Raw genomic sequence first — 17,187 nt, forward strand, 5'->3', positions numbered from 1 at the left:
TTTTAGCCAAGTTGGTCCTCGGATGCGCGGGTTGTCTGATGGAAAGCCGAGGCGGTGATGCCCCACTGCCCGAGCCAGTAGGTGGCGATCAGTAAATACGGCGCCGCCTCGAACGCCAGCACAAACCGGTTGATGCCGATCAGCGCGTCGGAAACCACAAACGACAGCGCACCCGCTGCTGCCAGCCACGCCGAACGTTTGGGCACCTCGCTGCCCAGTCGCGCCAACGCCCGCCAGAGCATGGCGCTGATCACCAGTGCGTAAACCACCACCGGTATCAACAGCTCACCGAGGCCGTGGGCTATCAAGATGCTCAGCAAGATTGCGCCAACGCCGAGGGCCAGCACCAGCGGCAGCAGCGCCAAGCGCCGACAGTCACTGAAATAGGCTTTGAGATAGGCCAGATGTGCGAACAGAAACGCGCCCAGGCCAAAGATAAACAGGTCGCCTGGCCAGGCGAGCAACACGTCGCCCACCACGGAAAAAATCAAGCCCAGGCTGATCCAGCGTCGATACTCGGTGGGCGGCGCGTCATGCAGCCAACCCAGCAGCGCCAGCACCGGCAGCGGCTTGACCAGCAGGCACAGCAGCGTTGCATGGGTCGCCAGGCCGTAGACAAAGGTGCCGGCGCCCATCAAGGCAAGGATCAGCCATGGCATATCAGTTCACCGTAATGGCGCAGTCAAAGGTTTCGACAGGTTCGGCCTCCGGCTCCCAAGGTTGCTGGGATGTCAGGCGCAAACGCCCTTGCCCTGGGGCAAACGCCTGGAAGCGCCAGGTCGACTGGCCGCCACCGCCAATCACGCCGGATTCGGTGCTGCTGTAGACCTCAGGGCTCAAGGCGCGCAACACGCCGCCAGCGGAATCCTGGATGGCCCAGCGATAGCCGGTGGTGGGATTGCTGGGCAGGGTGAGGATCAGGTTTTGCCCGTTTTCAAGCTGGAGCGGGCAGGCGCTCTGGTTGTCCACGCTGACGTTTTGCTTGGGGGCACTGGCGCATCCGGCCAGCAGGGCAAGGCTCAAGGGGAGAAACAGGCGGGCAGCGGTCATGAAGGCTCCGTTAATACACGACGAAGGGGGAGCATAACCGAAGATGAGACAAGGTGTGACAAGAGGGCATGCGGTGTGGCGGCTGGCGCCATCGCGGGCAAGCCCGCTCCCACACTTGACCGCGTTGTCATTAACAACACCGATCCCTGTGGGAGCCGGGCTTGCCCGCGATAGGGCCAGTCCAGGCGCTAGAGATCTATCAGAAGAGCACCTTCGCCACATCCGCAAACCGCTTGGCAAAGTGCACCGTCATGCCTTCCTTCAAATAATCCGGCAACTCCTCAAAGCTGCCACGGTTGGGCTCCGGCAAGATCAACTCGTGAATCTTCTGGCGCCGCGCCGCAATCACCTTCTCGCGCACTCCGCCAATCGGCAGTACATGCCCGGTCAAGGTCAGTTCGCCGGTCATCGCCACGCCTTTTTTCGGCGGTTGGTTGCGGGCCAGGGACAGCAACGCACTGGCCATGGTCACGCCAGCACTCGGGCCGTCTTTGGGGGTGGCGCCTTCCGGTACGTGCAAGTGCACGAAGGCTTCATCGAAGAACTTCGCATCGCCGCCAAACGACTTAAGGTTTGAACTGATGTAGCTGTAGGCGATTTCGGCGGACTCTTTCATCACTTCACCCAACTGCCCGGTGAGCTTGAAGCCGCGGTTGAGCGTGTGGATGCGCGTCGCTTCAATCGGCAAGGTGGCGCCGCCCATGCTGGTCCAGGCCAGGCCGGTAATCACGCCGGTGCCGGACAGCACTTGTTCATTACGGAACACGGGCATGCCCAGGGAGCTTTCCAGGTCCTTGTTGCCGATCTTGATCACCGAGTCCGGTTCATCCAGCAGCTTGACCACCGCCTTGCGCACCAGCTTGCCCAGTTGCTTCTCCAACTGACGCACGCCGGCCTCTCGCGCATAACCGTCGATCAACGCGCGCAAGGCACCATCACTGATGGTCAGGCTGTTTTTGGCCACGCCGGCTTTTTCCAACTGCTTGGGCCACAGGTGGCGCTTGGCGATGGCGACTTTTTCTTCGGTGATATAGCCCGACAGGCGAATCACTTCCATGCGGTCCAGCAACGGGCCCGGGATCGAGTCCAGGGTGTTGGCGGTGCACACGAACAGCACTTTGGACAGGTCCAGGCGCAGGTCCAGGTAGTGGTCGAGGAATTCGACGTTCTGTTCCGGGTCCAGGGTTTCCAGCAGCGCCGACGCCGGGTCGCCCTGGAAGCTCTGGCCCATCTTATCGATCTCGTCGAGCATGATCACCGGGTTCATCACTTCCACGTCTTTCAACGCCTGCACCAGCTTGCCGGGCAGGGCGCCGATGTAGGTGCGCCGGTGGCCCTTGATCTCGGCCTCGTCGCGCATGCCGCCGACACTGAAGCGATAGAACGGCCGCCCCAGGGATTCGGCGATGGACTTGCCCACACTGGTCTTGCCCACGCCCGGCGGGCCCACCAGCAACACGATGGAACCGGCGACTTCGCCCTTGTAGGCGCCCACGGCGAGGAATTCGAGGATGCGGCTCTTGATGTCATCCAGGCCCGCATGGTGCTTGTCGAGCACTTTGCGCGCGTGCTTGAGGTCGAGTTTGTCTGCGCCGTACACGCCCCACGGCACCGAGGTGGCCCAGTCCAGGTAGTTGCGCGTGACGGCGTATTCCGGCGAACCGGTTTCCAGGATCGACAGTTTGTTCAGCTCTTCATCGATGCGCTTCTGTGCCTGGGCCGGCAACACCTTGCCTTGCAGGCGCTGTTCGAACTGTTCGACGTCGGCGCTGCGATCGTCCTTGGTCAGGCCCAGCTCCTGTTGGATGACTTTGAGTTGTTCCTTGAGGAAGAACTCTCGCTGGTGCTCGCCGATCTTGCGGTTTACCTCGGCGGAGAGTTCTTTTTGCAGGCGCGCGACTTCTACCTCTTTGCGCAACATCGGCAGCACTTTTTCCATGCGCTTGAGCATGGGCACGCAGTCCAGCACTTCCTGCAGCTCATTACCGGTCGCCGAGGTGAGGGCGGCGGCGAAGTCGGTAAGCGGCGACGGGTCGTTGGGGCTGAAGCGGTTGAGGTAGTTCTTCAACTCTTCGCTGTACAGCGGGTTGAGGGGCAGCAGTTCCTTGATCGCATTGATCAGCGCCATGCCGTAGGCCTTGACCTCATCGGTCGGCTCGCTGGGCTGGTGCGGGTATTCAACCTCCACCAGGTACGGTGGGCGGTGGTGCTTGAGCCAGGTCTTGATGCGCACGCGGGTCAGGCCCTGAGCCACGAACTGCAGCTTGCCGTTCTCGCGGCTGGCGTGGTGTACCTTCACCAGGGTGCCGTACAGCGGCAGGGCGGAGGTGTCGAAGTGCCGTGGGTCATCGGGCGGCGTGTCCATGAAAAACAGCGCAAGGGAATGGTGGTCGGATTTGCTCACCAGCTCCAGGGTTTCGGCCCAGGGTTCTTCATTGACGATCACCGGCAACACTTGGGCCGGGAAAAACGGCCGATTGTGGATCGGGATGATGTAAACCTTGTCCGGCAGGTTTTGCCCAGGCAGCGCCAGGCCAGTATTGGACGAGGGGGCTTCAGCGTTTTCGGGGTCGGCGTAATCGTTGAGGTCGTAATCTGGAAATTCTTGCTGGTCGCTCATGGGGCACCTGCATCAGTAAGTATGCAGGTTAGATGGGGCGGGGTTGCGGTGGTTTCAATGGGGGGGCGTCGTTAGCAACAATTTGCATGAAATAACGGGAGAGGCGCGGTCAATGTGCTTTATGCCTCTGCTTTTCGAACTGATCGTCAATAATGTGACAGCGAAGCCCAGCTTTTATTGGGTTTACTTATCCCCAGTCCCAGCTAACCTGCTTTAATAAAATTCCCCATTAAAAAGGATGTTTTTTTGACGCCGGTTAGCAGTCGGCAGGGACGCGTATGACACCAGGAAAGCACGGCCAAGAGCGACGAGCACGGCCCGAGGGCGCGGCTATGCACTGGCGCCACACGTTTCAGACCCGTATTGCCGGGGTGTTGGCGCTGTTGCTGCTGGTGGTCGTGGCCGCCACCTATTTTGCCGTCAAGGCCGCCACCACTCGCGCGGTGGAGAACCAGGCCGACGTGCAGCTGAACACGGGGCGGCAGGTGTTCGAGCGCCTGCTGGACCTGCGCGGGCGGCGCTTGCAGTACGGGTTGGACTGGCTCACCGCCGATGGGCCGTTCAAGCAGGCGGTGGCCGGTGGCCGCACGGTGCCGATCCTGGACGCGCTGGGCACCCATGGTACCGGGGTCAGTTCCAGCGAAGTGGTGGTGCTGGGCCTGGATGACCGGGTCATGGTCAGTACTCTGCTGGTGCAGACGCGCGGCCAGTTGTTCCCGTATGCCGATGCCTTGCGCAAGGCGCGGCGCAGTGGCCAGCAAATGTTGATCGTCGCCATGGCCGGGCGCCCCTATCTGCTGGTGCAAAAGGATGTGCTCGGGCCTGTGCCCATCGCCCGCGTGGTCATGGGTTTCCCCATGGACACGCAATTTGCCCACGAGCTGCGTTCCATGAGCAACCTGGAGGTGTCGTTCCTCAGTGTGCAGGACGGCCATCTCGGTCAGCTATTCACCACCCACCCTGGCAATTGGCGCCCAAGCATCATCAGCCTCTTGCATGGCACGCAGGTCGATCCTGAGGCGAAGATCCAGCTGTTCCATGGCCAGCGTGTGCTCAGCCAGGTGTTGCCCTTGGCCAATAGCGGCGAGGGCGATGAAGTGCGCGTGTTGCTGCAAAGCCCGCTGGACCATGCGCTGGAATCCTTCGCGCCGCTGGACCGGCAGTTCATGGGGATTGCCCTGGCGGTGCTGCTGGTCTCGCTGGCGGTGGCGTTATTCCTGGCGCGGCGAGTGTCACGCCCGCTCAATGCGCTGGTGCAAGCCGCTGAACGCATCGGGGCCGGTGACTACCGCACCCCGGTGCGGGTGCGCAGCCACGACGAGTTCGGCCTGCTGGCGCGTGCGTTCAATGCCATGCAAAGCGGCATCGCCCTGCGTGAGCGACAGTTGGCTCACAATGCCTTGCATGACCCGCTCACCGGCCTGCCCAACCGCGCCCTGGCCATGGAGCGCCTGGGCAGTGCGATCAGCGCACGGCGGTCGGTGGTATTGCTGTACGTAGGCATTGAAAACTACCGGGTCATCAACGAAGGGTTTGGCCCCGAAGGGGTCGAGCATATGTTGTGCGAGGCCAGCCGCTGCTTGTCCAGCAGCCTGTTGGCCAGCGACACTGCGGCGCGCATCGCCGGCAGTGAGTTTCTGTTGTTGTTGGAAAACACCGAGATCGACTCTGCCGTGGCCCGCGCCGACCAGTTGCATGGGGCGTTGACCGAACCCCTGCGCATCGGCAATGACGAAGTGCGCCATGAGGTGAGCATCGGCATCGCCGCGTACCCTGCTGACGGGCAGCAGGTGGAAGAATTGATCAACCGCGCGGCCATCGCCCGGCACGACGCGGCCAACCTGCCGGGGCATTTGCAGATCTACCAACCGGACCGCGACCTCGCCCACCAACGCCAGATCACCCTGATCCGCGATTTGCGCCGCGCCGTGATCGAAGGCGAGTTGTTCCTGTGCTACCAGCCCAAGCTTGACCTGCGCCGCGGGCACGTGAGCCAGGCTGAAGCCTTGTTGCGCTGGCAACACCCGACGCTGGGGCAAGTGTCCCCCGCAGAGTTCATTCCCCTGGCCGAACGCACCGGCAGCATGGGCGCGCTAACGCTATGGGTGATCGAGGAAGCCATCCGCCAGATTGCCGAATGGGCGCAGCGTGGGCTGGTTATCCAGCTGTCGGTGAATATCTCCGTGAACGACTTGGCGGATGATGACTTGGCGATTCGCGTCACTGCGCTATTGGCCCAATACCACGTGGGCGCCGAGCATTTGATTTTCGAGATTACCGAGAGCGCCATCATGCACAACCCGCAGCAGGCCCTCAGCGTGCTGGAGCAGCTGCGCAATTGCGGGATCAGCCTGTCGGTGGATGATTTCGGCACCGGTTACTCCTCCCTCGCACAGTTGCAGCGCCTGCCGGTGCAAGAGCTGAAGATCGACCAGTCCTTTATACGCAACCTCGACAGCACCAGCGGCGACGGCGTGATCGTGCGTTCCACCATAGAGATGAGCCATAGCCTGGGGCTCAAGGTGGTGGCCGAGGGCGTGGAGTTCGAACACAGCCTCACCCTGCTCAAACGCTGGAACTGCGACACCGCCCAGGGCTACCTGATCAGCCGGCCGCTCAATGCCATGGCGTTCGAGCGGTGGATGCGGCGTGAACGGGTGCCTACTTAGACCAGTGTCTGCAGTCGCGCCCACAACCTTTGGACATGCTGGCGTTCGGTGCCCAGCGCGCCGATGGATACCCGCACCATCCAGCGCTCATTGAGGAGGGCGGGGGTGACGTAGGCATCGCCTGACTGGTTGAGTTTTTCTGCCCAGGCTCGGGTGTGAGTATCCAGGGCCTGGCCTGCCAACCCCGGCGGTTCATGGCGAATGCAAAGGGTTTGCAAGGCGGGCGTGGCCACCAGTGTCCAGTGCTCAGTGGCTTCAATCTGCTCTGCCAGCCAGCGCGCATTGGCCAGGTCTCGCCGCAGCCGCGCTTGCAGGCCGCTGACACCTTGCTCGCGTATCAGGAACCACAACTTCAAGGCGCGAAAACGGCTGCCCAGGGAAATCCGCCAGTCACGGTAGTTTCGCACTTGGCCGTCTGCGCTGGACTGCAGGTAGCTCGGGTTGGTGGTCATGATGCGAATCAAATGCTCGGGGTCACGTACAAAGTACACCGAGCAATCGAAGGCCGCGCCCAGCCATTTGTGCGGGTTGAGCACCAGCGAGTCAGCCTTTTCGATGCCATCCCACAGGGCCCGGCATTCCGGCAGGATCATTGCCGCGCCAGCCATGGCCGAGTCCACGTGCAGCCACAGGCTGTGGCGTTGGGTGAGGTCGCCAATCGCATCCAGAGGGTCGATCGCCATGGCAGCCGTGGTGCCGGTGGTGGCAATCACCACGCAGGGTGTGTTGCCAGCGGCCAGGTCCTGTTCGATGGCCTGCGCCAGTGCCTGGGGCGACATTGCATTGTGTGCATCGGTGGCGATGGTGCGGATATGGTTCTGGCCGAACCCGGCCAGGATCGCCGCCTTGTTGACCGAGCTATGGGCGTGGGCTGAGGTGTAGACGATCAGGGGCGCGCCGCTGTTTTGCAGGCCGTTGTGCATCAGCGCGTAATCGGAGCTGCGTTCCCGGGCGCTGATAAGCGCCACCAGCGTGGAGGTGGACGCCGAGTCCTGGATCACACCGCTCCATGAGCTGCCCAGGCCGAGCATGTCGCGCAGCCAATCGGTGGTGACTTCCTCGATTTCGGTGAGGGCCGGGCTGGATTGCCAGGACAACCCAATCACACCCAGGCCGGTGCTCAGGCAATCGCCGAGCACTGAGGACAGTTCCACATTGGAAGGGAAGAACCCGAAGAAACTGGGATGCTGCCAATGCAGCAAGCCGGGCATGATCAGTTTTTCGACGTCGCCCATGATTTGTTCGAAGGGTTCGGCGGTGTCAGGCGGGCTGGCCGGCAGGGCGGCTTTGATCTCGCCAGGTTGGGTGGTGGGCTGCACGCCGCGTTGTTCGATGTTCTGTCGGTAATCTGCAATCAGGTCGATCATGGCATAGCCATGTTGGCGGAATTCTTCGGGGGTCATAGATAAACGTCCATGTGCACGAGCAGTAAAAGTATTAGCACCAGAAGTAAAACGGTTCACCGGGTGTATAGCCGATAAACGACTGCATGCTGACGCGTTTTCCCGAATCGAACCCGCAGATGGCGTGGGGGCGGCGGGTATTGATCAGCACCAGTTCGTGCTGGCGTGGGCGGATGCGCAGCGGTTTTTGTAAACACTGTTCGGGCAGTTGGGCACCCTCGAAGCGCTGGACTTGGTCATAGCTAAAGGCTTGGGTATCCCAAATGATTAACTCGCCTCCCGCAGGCGGCGTTTGAAGATAGATATTGGCGCTGAATTGATGCTGCAACTCAGCGATTGAGCGGGGCAGGCAATCCACATGGGGCACCGTTTCCGAGAGGTGCGCCGTCTCCGGGAACATGACGCGTATGATCCCGCAAAACATTGGTTGGCCCTGGAACGCAGCGGCTGTTGCACCTTGCGGCCAGAGCGCCTGGAACTGTTCCATCAGCTGTTGAATGGGCGGCTTTTGCGGCGCACAGAGGCTGTCGATAAGGCCGCGCATACGGGCGGCGTCTGCATAATATTTTTCTTGGGCATCACTGCCGGCGGCCTTGCCGTACGTGGAGTTGAACGGGGTGCCCCAGCGATGCACACCATAGAAGTGCTGAACCACGCGCCCCTCTTCGTAGGTTTCATGGCCGTAGTGTTCCAGGATGGCGGTGCCGTCGATGGCCTGAATCAACCGTGCGCTGGTGTTCGCGTTGGCAAATTCAGGTACTCGAATGGCGAGCACTTCACCACTGATGAGTTTTTTTAAACTGGCAGTGTTGAGGTGTTCAAGTTCCAGGATTTTTGTGGGTGTGGAAAGAGTCGGTTTTGTCGCGACATGGTCCGTCATGCAGTGAAGCTCCCTTTAAAGTTTTATCCGTACGCCTTTTGTATTACGCAGGGCGTGCGCACTAAATTAGCTTTAAAGGGCAGAGGGGAAACCGCGGGGGCATTTTCGGCAGGCAAAAAAAAGCGGCTGCCCATTCGGGGCAGCCGCCTTTTCTACCGCCAGTGCTACTTAATCTGGCAGTTTGAACGCCATTACATAATCACCCTGCTTGGTCCCCAGGGAACCGTGACCGCCCGCCATGACCAGCACGTATTGCTTGCCGTCCTTGCCGGTGTAGGTCATCGGGGTGGTTTGCGCGCCTGCAGGCAGGCGGCCTTCCCACAGTTGCTTGCCGTTTTTCACGTCATAGGCACGCAGGTACTGATCCAGGGTGCCGCTGAGGAACGCGACGCCACCAGCGGTGGTGAACGTACCGCCCAGGCTAGGCACGCCCATGGTCAGCGGGATTGGAACCGGCGAGCTGTCACGCACGGTGCCGTTCTTGTGCATCCAGATGGTCTGGTGGTTGGTCAGGTCGACCGCCGCCACGTAGCCCCAGGCCGGTGCCTGGCATGGCAGGCCCATCGGCGACAGCAGCGCTTCAAGGATCACACCATACGGCGCGCCTTTGTTTGGCTGCACGCCCTCGGTTTCGCTGACGCGTGGGCCTTGCTTGGCGATGTCAGCGGCCGGGATCAGCTTGGATTTGAACGCCATGTAGCTTGGGTTCACGAAGGCGATCTGGCGCACCGGGTCAACCGAGATGCCGCCCCAGTCGAACACGCCGAAGTTGCCTGGGTACACGATCGAACCTTGCAGCGACGGCGGCGTGAACGGGCCGTCGTAGCGCATGGATTTGAAGTCGATCCGGCACAGCATCTGGTCGAACGGTGTCACGCCCCACATGTCGCGTTCTTTCAACGGCGGCGGCATGAAGTTCAGGTCGGACTTGGGTTGGGTAGGGGAGGTGCGGTCGCCCGCGACTGCGCCCTGTGGCACCGGGATTTCATTGACCGGCACCACGGGCTGGCCAGTGGCGCGGTCCAGCACGTAGATGCTGCCTTGCTTGGTCGACGCCATCACGGCCTGCTTCACGCCCGCAGCGGTCTTGATGTCGATCAGCGAAGGCTGGCCGCCCACGTCCATGTCCCACAGGTCATGGTGGGTGAACTGGAAGGTCCACTTCACGTGGCCGGTGTCGATGTCCAGAGCGGTCAGGCCAGCGGCGTACTTCTCGGACTCATCGGTACGGTCGCCGCCGTACTGGTCGGGCATCTGGTTGCCCATCGGCAGGTAGAGCATGCCGAGTTTTTCATCCACGGCGAACATGGACCACATGTTCGGCGAGTTGCGGGTGTAGGTCTTGCCTTCGGCCAACGGTGTGGTGTCGTCCGGGTTGCCGCTGTCCCAGTTCCACACCAGCTTGCCGGTGTGCACGTCGAACGCACGGATCACGCCGCTTGGCTCGTCGATGGAAACGTTATCGGTCACGTGACCGCCGATCACGACCAGGTTCTTGGTCACGGCCGGTGGCGACGTGGAGTAGTAACCGCCTGGGGCGAAGCTGCCGATGTTGGCACGCAGGTCGACCTGGCCTTTGTCACCGAAGTCTTCGCACATCTTGCCGGTGTCGGCGTTCAGGGCGATCAGACGGGTGTCGGCGGTCGGCACGAAGATGCGTTTCGGGCAGGCGTTCGGTGCGGCGGCCGGGCTGGCAGTGCCAGTCGGGCTTTGTTCGGAAGCGTAGGCAGCGTCATCGTGGTACGACACGCCACGGCAGGTCATGTGCGCCCAACCTTTGAAGCTCTCAGCACCCTGGGTGGTGATCTTCGGGTCGAAACGCCAGATTTCCTTGCCGGTATCCGGGTCCAGGGCAATCACTTGGCTGTGCGGTGTGCACACGTAGAGCATGCCATTGACTTTCAGCGGGGTGTTTTCCGCGGTGGTTTCACCGGGGTCGCCTGGGCCAGGGATGTCGCCAGTGCGATAGGTCCACGCCGGCACCAGCTTGTGGGCGTTTTCCGGGGTGATCTGTGCCAGTGGCGAGTAACGGTCACCGAAGGCCGAACGGCCATAGGAATTCCAGTCGCCATCGGCCTGGGTGGGCGCAGCGCTGGCCATGCCCGGTACCGCGTCGCGGTCCAGTTGGCCGGTCTTGACCATTTCACCTGGGTTGGTGAATTGGCTGGCCAGTGCGGTAGCGCCCGCCAGCACCACGGCCACGCTCAGCGCGCCAGTGCCCAGCGGGGCCGCTTGGCCACGCAGCAACGGACGGCGAAACCACGGCAGCAGCATGACGATGCCCAAGGCGAACAGCAGGGCCAGGCGCGGTACCAGTTGCCACCAGTCCAGGCCGACTTCCCACAGTGCCCACACGGTGCTGGCGAACAACACCAGTGCGTACAAGCCCAGCGCAGCGCGGCGGGTAGCCAGCAGCAACACGCCGGTCAGGGTGATGCCGATACCGGCGAGCAGGTAGTACAGCGACCCGCCGAGCATGCTCAGCTTGACGCCGCCAGCCAGCAAGGCCAGCCCCATGATCAGCAGCAAGACGCCTAGCAGCCTGGGCAACAGGCGGCTTGGGCTTGAAGCACCATCAGTGCTCATAGTGTGTTTCTCCGTGACGTTGGAATAATTATGTAACCCCGTGCTTCACTGTAGATGACGATTCAGCACGGGCTTGGTTCATCGTTATTTTCGGGTTTTTCTGTGGATAACCGGGTTATCCACAGGCGGGCAACAGAGTCCCTGGCGCAGGTCGGTTTAAGACAGCGCTGTCTTTGCGTGAAGGGAAATTCGGCAAATGGGATCGACCCGGAGGTGAAGCGTTTCAGATTGTTGCGAAGGATAATGCGGCGGGGCGTTTTGAGAAAGGGTGAATCGCAAGATGCATCATTTCAGTTTTGGTAACAGTGACAGATAGTCGCTGCACAATCACGTCGCAGGCATGTCCCCAATGCCGATCGATCAAGCGAACGCAATGCTCAAAGCAACGAAGATCAAATGTGGGAGCTGGCTTGCCTGCGAAGACGTCGGCCCAGCAAACAGTGATGTTGACTGACCCAACGCTTTCGCGGGCAAGCCCGCTCCCACAGGGGATTAGCGGTGATGATTAGAAGGTAGTGCGAACGCCGAACTGCACGCTTCTACCTGGCGCCGGCGCGATATCGCGCAGAATCGAGCTGGCATAGCGCACGGTCTGATTGGTCAGGTTTTCACCGTTGACGAAGGCCAGCCACTGGCTACCGCCCACATTGAAGCGATACCCCGCGCTGGCGCCGAGGGTGGTGTAGCCGTCGGTGCCGCTTTCGTTATCCGGCACACGCCCTTGGCCTGCGGCATGTTCCACATCGATACGTGCTTGCCAGCGGTCCAGTTCCCACAGCAGGCCGCTGCTCATGCGCAGGGGCGCGATGCGTGGCAAGGCTTCGCCGGTGTCCAGGTTGGTGGCGCGGGTGTAATCGCCCGAGAGTTCCAGCGCAAACTTACCGTAGGCGCCTTCACCGAGCTTCCAGTGATCCTGGGCTTCGAAGCCGGCGAAACGCGCGCGCACGCCAGAATATTCGTACTCGGGAATACCGCCCGCGTCCTCTTCGCCTTCATCGTTCAGGGTACGACCCGTGCCCAACAAGCCGATGTAATTGGAGAAGTGGCTGTAGAACACGCCGAAGCTGCCCTTGTGGGTGCCGTTGTCAAAGCGCAGGGCCAGGTCGCTGGACACGGCCTTTTCTTTCTTCAGGTTGGCATCGCCCAACTCGTAGGTACCGGTGGCAACGTGGGCGCCGTTGGCGTACAGCTCGTAAAAGGTCGGCGCGCGTTCGGTGTAGCCGAGGGTGGCGGCCAGGGACCAGATCGGCGTGAGGGCGTACACCGCACCAGACGACAGGCTACCGGCGGTGAAGTTACTGCTCTTGTCGGCATTGGCAAAGCGCTCGTTGCCTTTGGCGTTCGGGTCGACGCTGGTGTGTTCCAGACGTGCGCCTAGGCTGAGTTTGAGGCGCTCGGTGGCTTGCATTTCTTCGAGGATAAACAGTGCGCCGGCGTTGGTGTCGGTCTGCGGTACGAAGGCTTCTTCGCCCAGGGCCGAGAACTCGTTGCGCGTCACTTGGGCGCCGACCACGCCATCGAATGGGCCTATCGGCTGGTGACGAGCTTCCACCCGCGCTTCATAGCCTTTGTTCTTGAAGGTGGTGCCGGTTTCGCCGCCTTCGATTTCTCGGTGTTCGTAGTCGGTGTAACCGGCGTCGAGTTTCACCGAGGTAAACGGCCCTTGCAGGTTGCGGATCTCGGACGCAAAGGCGTAGTGGTCCTGTTTCATGCGGATGCGCACATCCTGCTCGGCGGGTGAGCCGTAGTTACTGTCGTAATTGCTGTAGGACAGCCCCGCATAACCATCATCCCAGGTGTAGGAACCGCCTACCGCACCACCGTCCTGGCGCCCATTGCTGTTACCCAGGCGCCCGTTTTTGCCGGGGCCGTTTTCGCTCTCCGGTGCATGCCGGCTGCGGGCATAGCCTGGGATTTTAAGGTCGTTGAACTCGCGCGCATTGGCATCCAGGTGCAAGGCGAACGTACCGTTGCCGGCTTCCAGCTTGCCTGCGCTGCTGCGGGTGGTGTCGGCACCGCCGTAGCGCAGTTCACCCGCGCCATGGATGCCTTCAATGGCCTCGGTGGGGATGCGATTGTCGAAGGTATTGACCACACCACCGATGGCGCTGCCGCCGTACAGCAGTGCGGCCGGGCCCCGCACGATTTCAATGCGGTCAACGTTGATCGGGTCCAGCGGCACCGCGTGGTCGTAGGACAGCGACGAGGCGTCCAGCGCCCCCACACCGTTGCGCAGGATGCGAATACGGTCGCCGTCCTGGCCACGAATGATCGGGCGGCTGGCCCCTGGGCCAAAGTACGAAGACGATACGCCCGGCTGCTTGTTCAGGGTTTCACCGAGGCTGCCTTTTTGTTGCAGGGTCAGGTCGTCGCCTTCCAGCACGGTGGTGGGCGAGGCCAGCTGTTCGCTGCCCAGCGGGTTGCCGGTGACCACTTGGGGTGGCAGTTCCAGGGCATGGGCCTGGGAGCCGATCAGCAGGGCGGCGGCGAGGGGCGACAAGCGCCAGAGAGAAGGCAGCGACATCGGATATTCCTAGGCAAAAAGGTTGTTAAGTAAAGTTACAATATAACATCTCTTTTTTGCGAAAAAGGGGAACTTTTCCTCGCGGGCTATATTCAATCCGATGCTTCCACCTGCACGCCCCGTCGGCTAAGGTGCGCGGCTGTGTTTCCTCTTTTTGCAAAAGGCCTGGCATGACCGCGACAAGCAACGACCCGCTCCACGGTGTGACCCTGCAACACGTGCTCACCACCCTGGTGGAGCATTACGAGTGGAGCGGCTTGGCCGAGCGTATTGATATCCGCTGCTTCAAGAGTGACCCGAGCATCAAGTCGAGCCTGACCTTCCTGCGCAAAACCCCGTGGGCGCGGGAAAAGGTCGAAGGTTTGTACGTCAAGCTGATGCGTACCAAGCGCCCCCTGGATTGAAAGCATGAAGCGCTTTGTCGCGATGGCAGCCTTGGCCGGTTGGGTGGGGTTGGCGATCCAGCAATACCTGATTTTCTATTCGCGCTGGACCAGTGGCGCGAGCTTGCTGGGCGGCCTGATCAGTTTCTTCAGCTTCTTCACCGTGCTGACCAATACCCTGGTGGTCGTGGTGCTCAGCTACGCGCTGGTCAAGCGCGACTCTGGCGCCAAGCGGTTTTTCCTCGCGCCTCACATCAGTAGCGCGATAGCGGCGAGCATCGTGCTGGTGAGCCTGGCCTACAACCTGCTGCTGCGGCATCTGTGGAGCCCGCAAGGCTTTCAATTTATCGCCGATGAATTGCTGCACGACGTCATGCCGTTGCTGTTTGTGGTGTATTGGTGGCGGTGTGTGCCCAAGGGCACCTTGCGGTTCAAGCACATTGCCGGCTGGGTGATTTACCCATTGGTGTACTTCGGTTATGTGCTGCTGCGCGGGCATATGCTCGGGCAGTATCAGTACCCGTTCATGGATGTGGACAGCCTTGGTTATCCACAAGTGTTTTTGAATGCCGCAGGGATTTTGGCAGGGTTCATCGTCATCGCGCTGGCGATCATCGGCCTGGACAAGCACCTCAAATCTCCCTCGATCTAAAGTGAGCACCATTAATGTGGGAGCTGGCTTGCCTGCGATAGCATCACCTCGGTGTAACTGATAAACCGAGGTGTTTGCATCGCAGGCAAGCCAGCTCCCACCTTATTTATTCTTCCTCGCTGCCCTCGGCACGCCAGTAACCCACGGCCTTGAGGTATTCCTCGTTGACCTTGTGCGCATCCAGCAGCACCCGCCGCACCTGGCGCGACAGCTTGGTTTCGGTGGCGACGAAGCTGTACAGCGTGCCGCTGGGCAGCGTCAGGTTGCGCACCACATCGAGCAGATCATCCTGGCCGCGCAGCACCCAGATCACCTCGACCTCGGCTGCGCTGTTCAGCGCCTGTTGTTCCGCCGCATCGGCGATTTCAATCACCGCCAGCACCTTGCGCCCAGCGGGCAGTTCTTCCAGGCGCCGAGCGATGGCCGGGATCGCCGTTTCATCGCCAATCAGCAGGTAGCTGTCGAAGATATCCGGCACGATCATCGAGCCACGTGGCCCGCCGATATACAGGTGCTGGCCGACTTCAACTTGCTCGGCCCAGGTAGACGCAGGGCCATCGCCGTGCAGCACGAAGTCGATGTCCAGCTCGCCAATGCTCAGGTCGTAACGCCGTGGCGTGTAGTCGCGCATCGCTGGTTGCGGGCCGTCACCCTTGATGTTGAATGTCGGGCTTTCCAGCGCCGCCTGCTCTTGGGCGTTCTGCGGGAACAACAGCTTGATGTGGTCGTCGCTGCCCAGGCTGATAAAGCCCGCCAATTCCGGGCCGCCCAGGGTGACGCGGCGCATGCGCGGGGTGATATCGACCACCCGCAATACTTGCAGGCGGCGGCGTTTGATTTCGTGGGTTACGCGATGAATGATTTGTGTGTTCATTGGTCTGTCCCGTCGGCAATGGCTTGGGCGGTGCGATTGAGCAGCGCCGCGACACGAATGATTTCTTCCGGGCTCCAGTGCCCGTTGTGCGAATGCAAGGCGTGGCGCAGGTTGTGCACCGCTTCATGGATTTGCGGTGGGCGGTCGTGGCCACGCAGCGAGCGCTTGCTGACATCCAGGCGCATGCGCACACCGTCCAGGGCAACGGCTTGCTCGCTTAAGAAGAGACGGCCGGGGTCGGTGATTGTGTAGCGTTTTTTTCCGCCATCGGCGTCGCCGCTGATCAGCTCGCTCTCTTCAAGAAAGGTCAGGGTGGGGTAGATCACGCCGGGGCTGGGGCTGTAGGCGCCGTCGAACAGGCCCTCGATGCGGCGGATCAGGTCGTAGCCATGGCAAGGTTGCTCGGCGATCAGTGACAACAGCAGCAGCTTCAGGTCGCCAGGGGCGAACACCCGTGGGCCGCGACCGCCGCGTTTTTCAAACTCGCCGCGATGTTCGTGTTTCATGGGCAGGTCCTCTGTGCAGGTTTAGATATAACGTAAGATATATCTTAATGCTAAGGATAGTACCTGGCGACCAACGGTCGTTGGCGGTTGCACAGGCTTGGTCCGCGAAGCAACTAACAACTATTGGACCTGATTGGATTTTAGAGCTATAACTTTAATTAGAGTTGTAGCTCGAATTTATATCTGAACTTGTTATTTGTCAGGCGCTGCTTAGTCTTGTGGTACGCTTCTTACAGCAACTTCTTTAGCACATTTTTAGCGTGTAGCTTATTTCCTACGGATACTTTTAAAGTTTTGGCGAAATGCCATCTTTTTCGCTCAAGCCCTGTTTACAAGGGCTACGTGCGTTTTGGAATGTGCCTGCATACCTGCTTTTAGTTTGGCTTGATCATTGTCTTGCAGTGCGTAGCTCAACTAACTACGTCTGCTAATTCGTTGTTAGGGACCTCCTTGGCAATGAACCATTCAATGTTGTCAACTACAGGTATTGACCATGTTTAAGAAGTTTGCTGTCGCTGTTCCCCTGGCCGTTCTGGCGCTATCTTCCTCGGTAACGGCTATCGCTGCCGGTGAAGCCAGCCACACCGTCAACCTCAAGGCAAACATCCCGACCACCGTGTTCCACGCCCAGCCGCGTGATCCGAACTGGGGTCGTGACGAAACCATGACCTACAACCTGGTCAGCGGTGAGTTGGCGCCCCTGAGCGCCATCTACGACATCAAGAACACCAACGGTTCGGTTCACGCCTACATCGAAGGCGGCCCGGCTGTGCTGTTCAACGGTGATGCCGCGCAGAACATCGCGCTGACCACCACCCTCAATGGCGTGACCCTGACCGGCTCTCCGCAGGAAGTGGTCAATGAAGCCGACTCCACCCCAGGTATTGGCGCTGAAATGCGCATCGTCGCGGCCAAGCCTTCGGCTACTCAGCGCGGTTCCTACACCGCGGTGATGCCGGTGGTATTCGACGCGGTATTGCCAACGCTTTGATGTGCCAATGAATGCCCGTTGAACACGGGCATTTACTTGCAGGTCGGCT

At 60.8% G+C, this 17,187-nt stretch carries 13 protein-coding genes; 4 read left to right on the top strand and 9 right to left on the bottom strand.

The window, feature by feature from the left end:
* Positions 1-2: 2 nt before the first annotated feature.
* From QK296_RS18385 to lon, 3 genes are all read right to left on the bottom strand, one after another.
* Positions 3-659 (bottom strand): lysoplasmalogenase, encoded by a 657-nt coding sequence (locus QK296_RS18385; protein ID WP_003188870.1) that lies wholly within the window; start codon positions 657-659, stop codon positions 3-5.
* 1 nt (position 660) lies between these two features.
* The gene (locus QK296_RS18390; protein ID WP_003188871.1) at positions 661-1,050 is read right to left on the bottom strand and encodes a protease inhibitor I42 family protein; all 390 of its coding nucleotides are present in this window, start codon (positions 1,048-1,050) and stop codon (positions 661-663) included.
* Positions 1,051-1,249: 199 nt separating this feature from the next.
* The gene (gene lon, locus QK296_RS18395; protein ID WP_003188872.1) at positions 1,250-3,670 is read right to left on the bottom strand and encodes an endopeptidase La; all 2,421 of its coding nucleotides are present in this window, start codon (positions 3,668-3,670) and stop codon (positions 1,250-1,252) included.
* 332 nt (positions 3,671-4,002) lie between these two features.
* Between lon and QK296_RS18400 the strand changes: the two genes are divergently transcribed.
* Positions 4,003-6,339, top strand: a complete 2,337-nt coding sequence (locus tag QK296_RS18400; protein ID WP_034134817.1) for a bifunctional diguanylate cyclase/phosphodiesterase — start codon at positions 4,003-4,005, stop codon at positions 6,337-6,339.
* Here QK296_RS18400 and QK296_RS18405 read toward each other — a convergent pair.
* From QK296_RS18405 to QK296_RS18420, 4 genes are all read right to left on the bottom strand, one after another.
* Entirely contained in the window at positions 6,336-7,742 is a 1,407-nt protein-coding gene (locus QK296_RS18405; RefSeq protein WP_282391154.1) for a pyridoxal-dependent decarboxylase, read from the bottom strand. The two genes, QK296_RS18400 and QK296_RS18405, sit on opposite strands and share 4 nt — an antisense overlap.
* Positions 7,743-7,776: 34 nt before the next feature.
* Positions 7,777-8,622, bottom strand: a complete 846-nt coding sequence (locus QK296_RS18410; RefSeq protein ID WP_282391155.1) for a 2OG-Fe(II) oxygenase — start codon at positions 8,620-8,622, stop codon at positions 7,777-7,779.
* A gap of 168 nt (positions 8,623-8,790) precedes the next feature.
* Positions 8,791-11,208, bottom strand: coding sequence for a glucose/quinate/shikimate family membrane-bound PQQ-dependent dehydrogenase (locus QK296_RS18415; protein ID WP_003188878.1), 2,418 nt, complete (start codon positions 11,206-11,208; stop codon positions 8,791-8,793).
* A gap of 505 nt (positions 11,209-11,713) precedes the next feature.
* Entirely contained in the window at positions 11,714-13,732 is a 2,019-nt protein-coding gene (locus tag QK296_RS18420; protein ID WP_057710995.1) for a TonB-dependent receptor, read from the bottom strand.
* Between the two features lie 170 nt (positions 13,733-13,902).
* Between QK296_RS18420 and QK296_RS18425 the strand changes: the two genes are divergently transcribed.
* Together QK296_RS18425 and QK296_RS18430 are read left to right on the top strand one after the other, a co-directional pair.
* The gene (locus tag QK296_RS18425) at positions 13,903-14,136 is read left to right on the top strand and encodes a VF530 family protein (protein ID WP_003188882.1); all 234 of its coding nucleotides are present in this window, start codon (positions 13,903-13,905) and stop codon (positions 14,134-14,136) included.
* A gap of 4 nt (positions 14,137-14,140) precedes the next feature.
* The gene (locus QK296_RS18430; protein WP_057710996.1) at positions 14,141-14,767 is read left to right on the top strand and encodes a Pr6Pr family membrane protein; all 627 of its coding nucleotides are present in this window, start codon (positions 14,141-14,143) and stop codon (positions 14,765-14,767) included.
* Positions 14,768-14,873: 106 nt separating this feature from the next.
* Here QK296_RS18430 and QK296_RS18435 read toward each other — a convergent pair whose 3' ends face one another.
* Both QK296_RS18435 and QK296_RS18440 read right to left on the bottom strand, forming a co-directional pair.
* A complete protein-coding gene (locus QK296_RS18435; protein ID WP_282391156.1) occupies positions 14,874-15,641 on the bottom strand; it encodes a siderophore-interacting protein in 768 nt (255 codons plus the stop codon).
* A complete protein-coding gene (locus tag QK296_RS18440; RefSeq protein ID WP_003188886.1) occupies positions 15,638-16,147 on the bottom strand; it encodes a PadR family transcriptional regulator in 510 nt (169 codons plus the stop codon). The genes QK296_RS18435 and QK296_RS18440 overlap by 4 nt, the downstream gene beginning before the upstream one ends.
* Before the next feature lie 493 nt (positions 16,148-16,640).
* Here QK296_RS18440 and QK296_RS18445 point away from each other — a divergent pair, with 493 nt between their 5' ends.
* Entirely contained in the window at positions 16,641-17,138 is a 498-nt protein-coding gene (locus tag QK296_RS18445) for a CS1 type fimbrial major subunit (RefSeq protein WP_003188887.1), read from the top strand.
* Positions 17,139-17,187 lie beyond the last annotated feature (49 nt).

This window comes from Pseudomonas sp. AL10, from assembly GCF_029960685.1.
GTDB lineage: Bacteria > Pseudomonadota > Gammaproteobacteria > Pseudomonadales > Pseudomonadaceae > Aquipseudomonas > Aquipseudomonas lactis.

Excerpts from the sequence above, each read along its gene's own strand:
- QK296_RS18385 (WP_003188870.1), bottom strand. The coding sequence starts at position 659 with ATGCCATGGCTGATCCTTGCCTTGATGGGCGCCGGCACCTTTGTCTAC.
- QK296_RS18390 (WP_003188871.1), bottom strand. The coding sequence starts at position 1,050 with ATGACCGCTGCCCGCCTGTTTCTCCCCTTGAGCCTTGCCCTGCTGGCC.
- lon (WP_003188872.1), bottom strand. The coding sequence starts at position 3,670 with ATGAGCGACCAGCAAGAATTTCCAGATTACGACCTCAACGATTACGCC.
- QK296_RS18400 (WP_034134817.1), top strand. The coding sequence starts at position 4,003 with ATGCACTGGCGCCACACGTTTCAGACCCGTATTGCCGGGGTGTTGGCG.
- QK296_RS18405 (WP_282391154.1), bottom strand. The coding sequence starts at position 7,742 with ATGACCCCCGAAGAATTCCGCCAACATGGCTATGCCATGATCGACCTG.
- QK296_RS18410 (WP_282391155.1), bottom strand. The coding sequence starts at position 8,622 with ATGACGGACCATGTCGCGACAAAACCGACTCTTTCCACACCCACAAAA.
- QK296_RS18415 (WP_003188878.1), bottom strand. The coding sequence starts at position 11,208 with ATGAGCACTGATGGTGCTTCAAGCCCAAGCCGCCTGTTGCCCAGGCTG.
- QK296_RS18420 (WP_057710995.1), bottom strand. The coding sequence starts at position 13,732 with ATGTCGCTGCCTTCTCTCTGGCGCTTGTCGCCCCTCGCCGCCGCCCTG.
- QK296_RS18425 (WP_003188882.1), top strand. The coding sequence starts at position 13,903 with ATGACCGCGACAAGCAACGACCCGCTCCACGGTGTGACCCTGCAACAC.
- QK296_RS18430 (WP_057710996.1), top strand. The coding sequence starts at position 14,141 with ATGAAGCGCTTTGTCGCGATGGCAGCCTTGGCCGGTTGGGTGGGGTTG.
- QK296_RS18435 (WP_282391156.1), bottom strand. The coding sequence starts at position 15,641 with ATGAACACACAAATCATTCATCGCGTAACCCACGAAATCAAACGCCGC.
- QK296_RS18440 (WP_003188886.1), bottom strand. The coding sequence starts at position 16,147 with ATGAAACACGAACATCGCGGCGAGTTTGAAAAACGCGGCGGTCGCGGC.
- QK296_RS18445 (WP_003188887.1), top strand. The coding sequence starts at position 16,641 with ATGTTTAAGAAGTTTGCTGTCGCTGTTCCCCTGGCCGTTCTGGCGCTA.